Source organism: Acetoanaerobium pronyense (assembly GCF_017874355.1).
Classification (GTDB): domain Bacteria; phylum Bacillota; class Clostridia; order Peptostreptococcales; family Filifactoraceae; genus Acetoanaerobium; species Acetoanaerobium pronyense.
This window is the reverse complement of the sequence record NZ_JAGGLI010000002.1, coordinates 94,034-107,600: the sequence shown is the minus strand read 5'-3', so window position 1 is coordinate 107,600 and position 13,567 is coordinate 94,034. Positions and strand designations below refer to the sequence as shown.

At 33.7% G+C, this 13,567-nt stretch carries 11 protein-coding genes; 9 read left to right on the top strand and 2 right to left on the bottom strand.

Annotation, left to right across the window (positions count from 1 at the left end; genetic code table 11):
• Nucleotides 1–73 precede the first annotated feature (73 nt).
• Entirely contained in the window at nucleotides 74–1,453 is a 1,380-nt protein-coding gene (locus J2Z35_RS01700) for a tryptophanase (RefSeq protein ID WP_209658719.1), read from the bottom strand.
• A 39-nt stretch (nucleotides 1,454–1,492) separates the two neighbouring features.
• Nucleotides 1,493–2,161, bottom strand: coding sequence for a helix-turn-helix transcriptional regulator (locus J2Z35_RS01695; RefSeq protein WP_209658716.1), 669 nt, complete (start codon nucleotides 2,159–2,161; stop codon nucleotides 1,493–1,495).
• Between the two features lie 212 nt (nucleotides 2,162–2,373).
• Here J2Z35_RS01695 and J2Z35_RS01690 point away from each other — a divergent pair, with 212 nt between their 5' ends.
• From J2Z35_RS01690 to pstC, 9 genes are all read left to right on the top strand, one after another.
• Nucleotides 2,374–3,666, top strand: coding sequence for an ABC transporter substrate-binding protein (locus tag J2Z35_RS01690; protein WP_209658714.1), 1,293 nt, complete (start codon nucleotides 2,374–2,376; stop codon nucleotides 3,664–3,666).
• A gap of 34 nt (nucleotides 3,667–3,700) precedes the next feature.
• Nucleotides 3,701–5,452, top strand: coding sequence for an oligoendopeptidase F (gene pepF / locus J2Z35_RS01685; RefSeq protein WP_209658712.1), 1,752 nt, complete (start codon nucleotides 3,701–3,703; stop codon nucleotides 5,450–5,452).
• Between the two features lie 231 nt (nucleotides 5,453–5,683).
• Nucleotides 5,684–6,952: a dicarboxylate/amino acid:cation symporter gene (locus J2Z35_RS01680; protein ID WP_209658829.1), complete on the top strand. Its 1,269-nt coding sequence runs from the start codon at nucleotides 5,684–5,686 to the stop codon at nucleotides 6,950–6,952.
• A gap of 160 nt (nucleotides 6,953–7,112) precedes the next feature.
• Nucleotides 7,113–7,844, top strand: coding sequence for a metal ABC transporter ATP-binding protein (locus J2Z35_RS01675; protein WP_209658710.1), 732 nt, complete (start codon nucleotides 7,113–7,115; stop codon nucleotides 7,842–7,844).
• An 11-nt stretch (nucleotides 7,845–7,855) separates the two neighbouring features.
• Complete coding sequence (locus tag J2Z35_RS01670) at nucleotides 7,856–8,650, top strand: metal ABC transporter permease (RefSeq protein ID WP_209658708.1); 795 nt, start codon at nucleotides 7,856–7,858, stop codon at nucleotides 8,648–8,650.
• A 48-nt stretch (nucleotides 8,651–8,698) separates the two neighbouring features.
• Nucleotides 8,699–9,115, top strand: a complete 417-nt coding sequence (locus J2Z35_RS01665; protein WP_209658706.1) for a Fur family transcriptional regulator — start codon at nucleotides 8,699–8,701, stop codon at nucleotides 9,113–9,115.
• 191 nt (nucleotides 9,116–9,306) lie between these two features.
• Nucleotides 9,307–11,361, top strand: a complete 2,055-nt coding sequence (locus tag J2Z35_RS01660; protein ID WP_209658705.1) for a methyl-accepting chemotaxis protein — start codon at nucleotides 9,307–9,309, stop codon at nucleotides 11,359–11,361.
• 136 nt (nucleotides 11,362–11,497) lie between these two features.
• On the top strand, nucleotides 11,498–12,397 hold the full coding sequence (locus tag J2Z35_RS01655; RefSeq protein WP_209658704.1) for a PstS family phosphate ABC transporter substrate-binding protein: 900 nt from the start codon (nucleotides 11,498–11,500) through the stop codon (nucleotides 12,395–12,397).
• A 231-nt stretch (nucleotides 12,398–12,628) separates the two neighbouring features.
• A complete protein-coding gene (gene pstC / locus J2Z35_RS01650) occupies nucleotides 12,629–13,567 on the top strand; it encodes a phosphate ABC transporter permease subunit PstC (RefSeq protein ID WP_209658702.1) in 939 nt (312 codons plus the stop codon).

The window sequence follows — 13,567 nt, the reverse complement described above, 5'->3', positions numbered from 1 at the left end:
AGTCAAAATGAAATACTTAGTTTTGGCTAAAGCGTTTTTGTTTAAAGATTTTTATTTTGCCCTAAGCTCAAACTTACTCTACAGGCTTTAGTTTTGCTGTAAAGTGTCTTAGAACCTTAGGCTCGTAAGTGAACTCAAGTCCTTTTAGGGTATCTGCTTTTTTCATTGCAGCTATGACAGCATCAGCAATTACATCCATATGATCGTTTGTATATACTCTTCTAGGTATAGTAAGTCTTACTAGCTCAAGAGGAGATTCAAGCTGTACTCCAGTTTCAGCATCTCTTCCATATAGGAATGAGCCTATCTCAACAGCTCTTACACCTGACTCAAGATATATTTCATTGCATAGAACCTGAGCTGGGAACTGATCATAAGGTATATGAGGAAGTATTTTCTTTGCATCAACAAATACAGCATGTCCACCAGTTGGGTACTGAATAGGTACTCCAGCTTCTTTTAATCTGTCTCCTAGATATTTAACCTGAGAGATTCTGTAATCAAGGTAATCGTAGTCAATTCCTTCATAAAGACCTCTAGCAAGAGCTTCCATGTCTCTTCCTGCAAGCCCACCATATGTTACAAAACCTTCAAGAGGAACCACTCTTGATCTACATTCATTAAATAGATTTTCATCCTCTTTTACTCCAAGTACTCCACCTATATTTACGATAGCATCTTTTTTAGCGCTCATTGTAAAACCTTCACCATAAGAGAACATCTCTCTGATGATATCTTTTATGGATTTGTCTGCATATCCTTCTTCTCTTGTTTTTATGAAATAAGCATTTTCTGCAAATCTTGCAGCATCTATAAAGCATCTTATTCCATATTTTTTAGCAATATCAGAAGCACCCTTTATGTTTTCCATTGAAACTGGTTGTCCACCTGAGCTGTTGCAGGTAATTGTTATAAGAAGGAATCCTATTTGATCTACACCTTTTTCCTTTATAAAGTTTTCCATTTTTTCAAGGTCAAAATTTCCCTTCCAATCATAAGGAGTAGTAGTATCAAATGCCTTATCAGTCACGAAATTTACAGGTCTTCCTCCATTTAATGCTATATGAGCCATTGTAGTATCAAAATGCATATTTCCAAGGACATATTGACCTTTTTTAATAAGTGATGGGAATAGAGTCTGCTCTGCTCCTCTTCCTTGGTGAGTAGGAATTACATACTTATAACCTATAATATCTTGTATAGCACTTTCTAGGTTGAAATAGTTTCTTGAACCCGCATAAGACTCATCGCCAAGCATGATTCCAGCCCATTGATTTTCACTCATAGCACCAGTTCCGCTATCTGTAAGAAGGTCTATGTATACGTCATTGGATTTTAGTAGAAAAGGGTTATAGCCAGATTCGATAAGAGCTTTTTCTCTCTCTTCTTTAGTTGTCATTTTTAAAGGTTCTACCATTTTGATTTTAAAAGGTTCAGGTTTTCTTGTAGCCATTTTCATTCCTCCTAATTAATAATTATATTTAAAAATTGCCTATTGCCTAAGATTATTGAGATATCTATAAATAGTTTTTTCAGAAGTATAAAGTCTTTTTGCCACGTATCCTATTATTCCCTTGAGCTGAAAGACTCCTCTTTGATTTAGCATACTTATAATACTTATTTTTTCATCTGCTGAAAGAGCATCTGGAGGGGTTTTTATTTCCATAAGAACCTCATCAATTATGCTGTAAGCATGGTGCTCCATAGAGCTAAAGTCATCAGGCAATATATCGCTTTCTGCTGAGAGGTTTCTCTCAGGACCTCCTGTAAGCTCCGTTAGCATTGAGTTTATGAAGTTTCCACTTATGACCATATCTGTTATATCCACTGCAATATTTATGATTCCTACCACATCTTCTCCTTCTTCGATAAAATATGAAGAGGAGCGTAGTAGCCTGCCTTCCTTTGTTTTTACAGGAATTTTTGACATATAAGGGATATTAGATGACTTTTTTTTATTTTCTTTATATTTTTTTAGAGTTTCGATAAGGCTATTGCTAAGTTTGTTTCCAATCTCTCTTCCTGTAAATCTTGTTTTGGAAATATAAAAAAGATAACCTCCATCTACCGTAAGATCATAAATAGCTACTTCGCTATTGCTTCCCATGCTGTTTGCTATAAAGTCTGCAAAGTGAATATAGCTTTTTAAGAGCGTAGACATAGTACTTCCTCCTGTGAGAGAATTTTTTCTTGATAAATAAAATAATGAGAAAATTTACTTAAAAAAAATATACTACAAAAATTCAAAATATTCAACCTAAAATAAGAAATAATGTTTTTTAAAAATTAAGAAAAAACTAATAAAATAGAGAGCTATAATGTATAATAATGTAGATAAGAATTAATATTTCTAAAACAGTTGAGGGAGGAAGCATGAGAAAGAATATCATACTTGCTTTAATGGCATTTGCAATTACTTTTTTAATAATCCAGACCGTAAACCTAGTAACTGCAAATAAGGAAAAAGAAATTATTATAAATTATTACTCACAGCCTGATTTAAGTGGAGCAGTAAAGGAAATAATAGAACTTTTTGAAAATGAAAATCCAGATATAAAGGTTAATTTAGTGGAACTTCCTGAAAATACAGAGGATAAATTTGAAACTATCAAAAAAGCTTTTCAGTCAGGAGAGATGTCAGTAGATGTCTTTGACTCTGATGTGGTTTGGCCTCCTATATTTGCAAGTGCAGGTTGGGTGGAGCCTCTTGATGAGTATATAGATGAACAAGAGGAAGAAAGATTTTTAAAAGGACCACTTGAGGCAAATAGATTTATGGGAAGTCTTTGGGGAATACCATACAGGATAGATTCTGGAATGCTTTATTATAGAAGGGATTTACTTGAAAAGTATGAAAGGCCCGTACCCAAAACTTGGGATGAACTTATAGATACATCAAACTATATAATAGAAAGAGAAGGAAGCCATCTCTATGGATTTGGAGCTTCGTGGGATAAGTTCGAAGGACTTACAGCAAGTGCCCTAGAGTTTGCTTGGGCATATGGAGGCAGAGTTTTATCAGAAGATGGAAAAGAGATTGAAATAGAAAGTAAAGATTTTATAGAAGGTATAGAAAAAATGGTTCAAATCGTAAATACTCCAAATATGACCCACCCTGACATAACCACATTTAGAAGTGGAGATGCAAGGGTGATATTCAATGAAGGAAATCAAATTTTTATAAGAGACTGGTCAAGTGGCTGGGAAATTTCACAAAATCCTGAAAAATCAAGTGTAGCAGGACTTGTTGGAATATCAGAACTTCCACTAGGAAATTCAAGGGGAAAAAACCAGACTACCCTTGGTGGATGGCAGGTAATGGTATCATCTTTCTCAAAAAACAAGGACGCTGCTATAGAATTTGCTAAATTTAGAGCAGGAGAAGAGGCTCAAAAAATTGGAGCCATGAGAAACAGTCATCTTCCTTCAATAAAAAAACTATACAATGATTCTGAGATAAATAATTCAATGCCCTTTCTTAAGTATATGTATCCTTCTTTTGAAAATGCAAATCCAAGACCAACATCTCCTTATTATGCGGATATATCGATTTCCATTCAGTCTGAAGTCCATAAGGCTCTTCTACTTGAGCAAAGCTCTGATCAGGCTGTTAAAAACATGAAAGAATCTATAGAGCTTATTATGAATACAGATGGGAATAAATAATAAGGATTATGACAAACAAACCAAGGAGGATTTTATGGAAAACTATAAATGGGACCTTTCAAAAATTTTTAAGACAGAGGAAGAAATAAATACAGCAGTTAAATTTATAGACGAAGAAATGAAAAGACTAGAAGAATTAAAAGAAAATCCTAAGTCTAATCTCCTCAGCATTTTAGATTTAAGATCAAGTGTCTCAAGAACTATGGACAAGCTTTACGTCTACTCCCATATGAAAAGAGATGAGGATGCAAATATATCCTCAAATCAAAAGCTTGCAATGGAAATGGAGTCTTTAATGAACAGTATTGGCTCACAGTTTTCTTTTATAGAGCCCCTTATATTAGGCATTGAAGACAAGGAATTAAATAAGCTTATAGATTCACAAGAATATAGCATATATAAGACATATATCAAAAGAGTTATAAGAAAAAAACCTCATACCCTTTCAGAAAAGGAAGAATTCATCCTTAGTTCAGCCAGTGAGATGGGGGACTCTGCACAAAATACCTTTTATATGCTTAGCTACGGGGATATGAAATTTCCTGTACTAGAAAAAACCGAAGAAAAGATTGAGCTGACACATGCCAATTATACCAATATGCTTACAAATCCAAATAGAAACATACGTCAGGAAGCTTTTGAGAAGATGTACTCAACCTACGACAAATATAAAAACACCTTTGCATCCACACTAATGGGGGCAATAAAAAATCTTGTAATTCAGTCAAAACTAAAAAACTTTGAAAGTGCAAGAACATTACCTTTATTTGAAGATGATGTGGATTTGAGTGTATATGATTCACTTATTTCCGCTGTTCACGATAAACTAACTACAATGTATGAGTATTTGGAGGTAAAAAAGAAGGGACTAAAACTAGAAGAACTTCATATGTATGATGTTTATGTACCCTTGATTGAAGGTGTAGATAGAAAAATACCTTATGAAGAAGCTAAAAGCCTTATTATAGAAGCTCTAAAGCCCCTTGGAGAGGATTATGTCAAAATAATCGAAAAGGCTTTTAACGAAAGCTGGATAGATGTATATCCAAGAGAAGGAAAAAAATCTGGTGCATACTCATGGGGATGCTATGACAGTAATCCATATATTCTTATGAACTATACAGATGATTTAAATTCCTTATTTACTCTTGCACACGAGCTAGGACACTCTGTGCATAGCTATCTTTCTAGAAAAAATAATCCTTATATAAATTCAAGATATACTATTTTTGTAGCTGAGGTTGCATCTACACTAAATGAACTCCTTCTAATGGATTATATGCTAAAGACTTCAAAAGATGAGAATGAAAAGCTTTATCTTCTCAACTACCACCTTGAGCAATTTAGAACGACAGTCTTTAGACAGACTATGTTTGCAGAATTTGAAAGAGAAATTCATAAGAGAGTAGAAAATAAAGAAGCTCTTACTGCAAAAGAGTTTAGTGATATATATTACGAACTCAACAAAAAATATTTTGGGGAAAATATGAAGATAGATGAGCAGATAGCTTTAGAATGGGCAAGGATACCACATTTTTATAGCAATTTTTATGTTTATAAATATGCTACTGGGTTTTCTGCAGCTACAGTTCTTTCAACTAAAATACTAAAAAGTGAAAAAGGAACATTAGAAGATTATATGGAATTTCTTAGTGACGGGGGAAATAACTTCCCTATTGACCAGCTCCAAAAAGCTGGGGCAGATATGTCAGATGAAAATACAGTGAAGTCTGCTCTTGATGTATTTGCAAAAGAAGTAGAAGATATAAAAAAACTTATTAACTAAAATATTCATTTAACTAAAATAAAAACACTTCTAAAAAGCATCTAGGTTAGCTTTATATTTGGAAGTGTTTTTATTTGAAATAAATAATTCCTAAAGAGTGTATTACTGAAAATGATTTAAATATAAAATTTTTATTTTATAAATTACATAATTTTTTTGTAATTTTTCGAAAATTATGATAACCTACTTTAGTAAAAAAAATTGAAAAAAGGAGTGGTCAAATTGAGAAAAATGGGCCTCACGACCAAAATTTTTATTGGACTTATATTAGGTGCTATTTTTGGAATTATTCTTCATTATGTTGTGCCGGCAGGAACATTTAGAGATGATGTTCTTATAAACGGAGTACTTAGGTTATTTGGTAGAGGGTTCGTACAAACTATACAGATGCTTGTAGTACCTCTTGTGTTTGCTTCTCTTGTATCAGGGTCTGCTGCAATAGGAGATGTGAAAAAATTAGGAAGAATAGGAATTAAAACAGTTAGCTTTTATATGGTAACTACAGCTATTGCAATAACAATAGCATTACTTATCGCAGAAATCATAAACCCAGGTATAGGACTTGATCTTTCTCAAGTAGCAACAGCTGAGCCTACAATTGGGGAAAACGCTGGTCTAGTTTCTGTCCTTCTAGGCATTATTCCTACAAATCCAGTAAATGCTCTTGCTTCAGGGAATATGCTTCAAATTATATTCTTTGCTATATTTGTGGGAATTGTTATTGCTATACTTGGAGAAAAAGTAAAGCCAATGACAGATGTAATACTTTCACTAAATGAAATAATGATGCAAATGACTATGCTTATAATGAAATTTGCTCCAATTGGAGTGTTCTGCCTTATAGCTTCTACATTTGCAACCACAGGCTGGGATGCATTCGTGCCTCTGCTCAAATACATGTCAGCAGTTCTTTTAGGACTTCTTGTTCAAGGGGCAGTGACTTATATGGTAATGCTTGGAGTGTTTGCAAAGCTAAATCCAATAAGATTCTTCAAGAACTTTGCACCAGTAATGAACGTAGCATTTTCTACAGCTTCATCAAATGCTACTATACCTGTAAATATAGAGACAATGGAAGAGAGAATGGGAGTATCAAAATCGGTAGCTTCCTTTACTATACCTCTTGGAGCAACTATAAACATGGATGGTACAGCAATAATGCAAGGAGTTGCAGTTGTATTCGTATCTCAGGTTTATGGTATTCCTCTTACACTTCCTGCGTTTTTAACAGTTATTCTTACTGCTACACTTGCATCAATAGGTACTGCTGGGGTTCCAGGAGTTGGTCTAATCACACTTTCTATGGTTCTTACATCTGTTGGACTTCCAGTTGAAGGGATAGCTCTTATAATGGGTATTGATAGAATACTTGATATGGCTAGAACAGCAGTAAACGTTACTGGAGATGCTGTCTGTACACTGGTTGTTTCTAAGAGTGAAAATGAATTTGACGAAGCAATGTTTTATAGTGACAATGTAGTCGAAAAGACAGCAGTATAATACCTACACTATAGTTTGAAATATTAGAATTATACCTAAGAAAAAGATGGAAATCCTTATAAGGGTTTCCATCTTTTTGCATTACAAATTTAAAATTTAGGGTATAATGTAAATGTTAATGCAATCAACTTGCAATTTTATAGTAAGAGAGGATTAAAGTATGAAAGAAATTTTAATGCAGGTAAGGGATTTAAGTTTTAGATATGGGAAACACAGCGTGATAAAAAATGTTTCATTTGACCTTTTTAAAGGAGATTATTTTGGAGTTGTAGGTCCAAATGGCTCTGGAAAAACTACTCTTTTAAAACTATGCCTTGGACTTATAAAAAAAGATTCAGGAACAATCAAACTATTTGATAAAGACGTAGAAAATCTAAAGGAAAGAACTAAGCTTGCCTACATATCACAAAAATCCAATTCATTTAATATGGGATTTCCAGCCACAGTAGAAGAAGTCATAAAAGGAAGCCTCCTTTCTATTGGATACAATAAAAAAGATGCAAATGAAATGATGGGTAGAGCCCTTAATGAAATAGGCATAGAAAATATAAGACACAAAAGAATTGGAGATCTCTCTGGAGGGCAGCAGCAAAAAGCCTTTATAGCAAAAGCCATAGCATCAAACCCTGAGGTTATATTTTTAGATGAACCTACAGTTGGAATAGACCAAAAATCCCAAGATTATTTTTACGAAACCATGGGAAGATTAAACAAAGAAGGAGTCACCTTATTTATGGTAAGTCATGATATTTCAGCAGTTACTACCTACTCAAACAGAGTAATATGTATAGGAGAGAATACATTTCATATACATGAAAAAAATGAAATCTCAGATATAGAAACATCCCTTAAAAAAATCTATGGAAAGAATATGGGGTTTGTAACCCATTAGTAGGAGGAGTTATGCTTAGTTATACTTTTATGCAAAGGGCCCTGCTTGGAGGCATGCTTGTAGCACTTATTGCTCCTCTTATGGGAACCTTTGTAGTAGTTAGAAGAATGTCCCTTATAGGAGACAGCTTATCTCATGTTGCACTTTCAGGAGTCGTACTCGCTGTCCTTCTTGGCACTGAGCCGGTATATGGGGCTTTAGGAATCACCCTTATAGGATCATGGTTTATATTTTTTTTGAGAGAAAAATACAAGGAGTATGAAGAAATATCTTTAGCTGTAATTATGTCTACAGGTATAGCTCTTGCATCTGTACTTATGGGCTTTTCACGAAACATAAGAGGAAATTTTCTTTCTTACCTCTTTGGAAGCGTCAGTGCCATAACTACTAGTGATATATATTTAATGATAGTCCTTTCACTAGTTATTCTTCTGTTTATATGGAAGTACTACTATAAACTTTTTCATATGTCTTTTGATGAAGAGAGTGCAAGGGCAATGGGGATAGAGGTTGATTTAATAGGAAAGATATTTATTTTTCTAATTGCATTCACAGTAGTCATATCTATGAGAATCGTTGGAGTACTACTTATATCCTCAATGATGATAATTCCAGTTGCGGCTGCTATGCAGATTTCAAAAAGCTTTAAAGAGACAATAATTTATGGGATAATAATAGCAATGGTATCAGTATATGGAGGAATTACGTCTTCATTTTATTTTGATTTGCCATCAGGTGGTTCAATAGTTCTTATAAGTGTTTTTATCCTTATGATAAGTATATTTTTCAAAACAATAAAAAAATAAGTATGTAGTTTAATATATCTAAAAGTTAAAAATCGGTAGGGTGATTAGATGTTAAGTAAAGAGGAAATACTCAAAAGGTTAAAAAGTGAAGGTCAAAGAATGACAAGAATAAAGACTGAAATAATAGATATATTCGTAGGAGAAGAAAAATTTATAGATGCAAATGAGCTATATAAGAAACTGGATACGAAAGCAGATATATCTACAATATATAGAAATCTTGAATCTCTAGTTGAGCTAGAGCTTCTTGAATATATATATGAAGAAGGGAAAAGGCTCTATAGACTTCATAGAGAAAACGACCACGTGCACTATATAGTCTGTGAGCTTTGCGGAGATAAAAAAGAAATTGACTATTGTCCTTTTGAGCATCTTCGTTCAAATATAGAGGGATATCAAATAAAAGACCATAAATTTGAGCTATCAGGAGTTTGTAAAAGCTGTGATAGCAAAACAAAAAAATAATAGGATAATAAAATCAAAAGCAAGGCTAGCCCATGTAGGTGCAGAGTCTTGCTTTTTTGGTGCATTTTTTAGCTTCTTAACATTAAATTAACACAAAAATAACAAAACCTTAAAATTAAAATAGTTCTTATGTCTTATATTATCTTTAGGCGGAAATCATATGCCTTTAAAAATGACATAAGGGGGAAGTTATGCGTATCAAAATTGCAGCAAAACTCATGGCGATATTTTTAGTACTTTCAGTACTTCCGACATCAATACTAGGGATTTATTCTTATAATGTTACCTTTAATGAACTAAGGGAGAGGGAAATAGACAAATTCAATATATTACTTGATGGGATAGTGACAAACACAAGAACTACACTTAAAGATACGGAGTTTCTCCTTAAGAATCTCTCGTCCAATAATTATTTTACAGATATTCTTATGGAATATAATTCTTTAGGAGAAAATCAAAATTCAGAAACAGTAAACGAGACAAATCAGCTTCTAAGAAAGATATATGTAGATTCAATGGGATATTATGAAAGTGTTTTTATTGTGGCACTTGATGGTGAAATAGTGGCTGACAGTCTTGGAAGGACGGGATATAGCCTAGGTGCTAGTGATCTTGAGTTTGCGTCATCAGCAATGGAGAAAAAAAGCTTTGTAATAAGTGACATATACCTCTCCCAGCTTAGCCAAACAGGTGTAAAGGTACCAACTGTATCTATGGCATATCCTGTAGTTACATCCACAGGTGGAGTCATAGGAGCAATAGCAATAACACTGGATTTCGGAAATTTTGATAAAGTCATTAAAAATACGGAAATTGGAGATACGGGTTTTGGCTACATAATAAATAAAGAAGATAAATATATAAGTCATCCTCAGACTGCATTACTCTTAGAGGAATCAAATGACTATATAAGCAGTGAAGTTTTAAATCTTTTGTCAGATGAGACTAAGGGAAACGGAAATATTGTTTTAGAAGGTGAAAAGTGGAGTTATTTTTATCAGAGCGTGCCATCAACAGACTGGATAATAATATTTAATCTTCCTGAAAAAGAGTATTTAGGAGTAGCAAGAGAGATAAGGTTCAATACTTTTTTTATAATTCTAGTAAGTATAATACTAGTGATAATCGCATCAAGTTTTTTAGTTAAAAGTCAATTTACAAAACATCTAAAAGATATGGTTAAAATAATGCAGAAAATATCAGAGGGAGATTTTTCTGTGAAATCTCACATAGAATCTAAGGATGAATTCCAAGATCTTTCTGATAGCATTAATGAAATGGTTTATATGCAAAAAAAGGTTATAAAGGAGCTTAAAGAGACATCCCAGACATTAGATTTTTCTGGAAATATCATGATAGAGACAAGTAGTAAAGGAAGCTATAAGACGAAGGAGATTACAGAAACAGCACATCAATTTTTATATAGTGCAAAAGAGAGCAAGAATGCAGTGGATTCCATAAGAAATACTATTGAAGTCGTGAATGATAAGTCACAAAAAGTAGAGGAAATGAGTAATATAGCAAAAGATGAGGGAAAACTTACCCAAGAATCTATAGGTTTAGGGGTAGATGCTATTGAAAGAGCTATTTTTAGTATTGAAGATATAGATAACGCTGTTCTTGAAACAAAAAACGATATATATAACCTTGTAAGAGACTCAAAAAAAATCAATAAATTTGTGGATAGTATAAAGAAAATATCAAAAGATACTAATCTACTTGCTCTTAATGCATCTATAGAAGCGGCAAGAGCTGGAGAACACGGAAGAGGATTTTCTGTTGTGGCAGAGGAAGTTAGGAAACTATCAGCTGAGAGTGATGAAATAACAGGAGAGATAGAAGATATTGTAAATCAAATACTAGATAGGATAAAAAGTGTACAAGAAAAAATAGAATACACTAAGAATCAATCAGAGAAAGGAAAGTCTTCATCTGAAAATGTAAAGGATAGTTTCGTTAAAATAACGAAATCTGTGGATGCTGTATCAAATATTACATCACAAAACAGTCTTGCAGTAAGGGAACAAATAAAATCAATAGAAGAAGTTAATCTTTGTGTAGAAAAAATAGAGGAAGTAATCAATTATATACTAGAAGGTGCTAGGGAAATAGCAAATGGAAATGAGATTCAAGAAAATATAATGGATGAGATAAATAAAACAGCAATGGAGCTTAAAGGAGTTTCAAAGGAGCTTCTTACTTTATCTAACAAATTCACATTAGAACCACACTTAACAAAGTCATAACATCAACTTAACAATTAATTAACTTCTAGTTAACACTCCCTTAACCAAGTTATATGTACTCCTTAGTATAATCATTTGTGTAAGGCACCAAAGATAATTATAAAAAAATACTTATAACAGAAAGGTGATTAAAAAAATGAAAAAATTTGCTTTAATGTTAGCTCTTTTAATGACTATGGGTTTTGCAGCAGTTGGATGTACAACTAATGAGGCACCAGCACCTGCGGCAACAGAAGCTTCAGAAGAATCTACTGGGAATGATATTGACTTTAGCAGAATGATTCAAATAAGAGGTTCTGACACAATGGTAAACCTTGGACAAAGATGGGCTGAAGAATTTATGGATAAATATGAAGAAGCTCAGCTTGCAGTTACAGGTGGAGGATCTGGAACAGGAATAGCAGCTATGATCAACGGAACTATAGACATAGCGATGTCTTCAAGAGCTATAAAAGATCAAGAGATTGAAGATGCAAAGGCAAATGGAGTAGAGGTTGTAGAGTTTATAACTGGAAGAGATGGTATTGCGGTAGTTGTTAGCAATGAGAATCCAGTAGGGGAACTTACAATGCAAGATTTAATGGATATATTTACAGGAGCTAAGACAAACTGGAGTGAATTTGGTGGAAATGATGCTCCTATAACACTTTATTCAAGAGAATCAAACTCAGGTACTTATCAGTTCTTTAAAGAGTTTGTACTAAAGGATGAAGAATATGCAACAAGTTCTAATCTTATGCCTTCAACTCAAGCAATAGTAGAAGCAATAAAGCAAGATGTAAACGGAATTGGATATATAGGACTTGCATATCTTTCAGATGAAATAAAGGATATAGCTGTATCTAAGGAAGCTGGAGCTCCAGCAGTTTCACCATCACTGGAGACAGTTAAGGCTGGGGACTATCCAGTAGCAAGACCACTTTTCTTATACACAAGTGGAGAGCCTCAGGGAGCTGTTAAAGAATTTATGGATTTCGTAATGGGAGCTGAAGGGCAGTTTATAGTAGAAGATATAGGATTTATTCCAGTTAAGTAAGTTGATTTTAAAAATTGTCAACCAAACATAAAGCCTTGTTATACAAATAAAAACGAGGATAGTCTAAGGACTATCCTCTTCTTTGAGAAATATGTAAGGAAGGGATTTTCAAAGAAGAGGATAGGGTGAAATTCCTAACAAATATATAAAGGGAAAAAGCAAATGTTTTTATCCACTTTAAGTTTAAGCTTCATAAATAAAGAAAGGACGTTTGTTATGAAGGAGTTAGCTATGAATCTACAAAATCAGGAAAGCACTAAAATTGTACATAGAAAAAGTCTCAAAAAAGGTGTAAAGCATAGACTTGGAGAATTTTTTATTGAAAATATAATAAAGGTACTTGGAGTAACGGCAGTAGTTGTGGTAGCTCTTATATTTATATTTCTTTTTCAGTATGGAGTTAAGGTATTTAATGACGTATCCCCAGCTGAATTCTTCTTTGGCAGATACTGGTTTCCAGTTTCTGCAAATCCACAATACGGAATACTTCCTATAGTAGCAGGGTCAGTAATGGTAACCCTTGGAGCGATAATCATTTCGGTTCCTATAGGGATAGGATGTGCTATATATATATCAGAGGTGGCAAATCCAAAAGTTAAAATCTATCTAAAGATAATAATAGAGTTTTTATCTGCAATTCCATCAGTTGTTCTTGGGTTTTTAGGTATAATCGTGCTTTCAAATTGGGTTAGAATTGCATTTTCTCTTTCATCAGGATTCACAGTGCTTACAGGCTCTATACTTGTATCATTAATGGCAATGCCAACTATAATAAGTATATCTGATGATGCAATCTCAGCACTTCCAAAGGAATATAAAGAGGCATCACTAGCCCTTGGAGCAACTAAGTGGGAGACAATAAAAAATGTACTGGTTCCTGCTGCATCATCTGGGATAATAGCGGCTGTAATGCTAGGAATAGGTAGAGCAATTGGAGAGACTATGACGGTTATGATGGTTACAGGAAATGCTGCTCAGATTCCAACATCATTTTTGATGTCAGGAAGAACAATGACTGCTACAATAGCTGCTGAGATGGGAGATACAGTAAGAAATGGTACCCACTATCATGCACTTTTTGCAGTAGGTATAGTCCTTCTTTCCATGACTACGGTTATAAATCTCATTGCAGATAGAGTGCTTACAAAGGCAAAGAGAGAGGGGATGTAA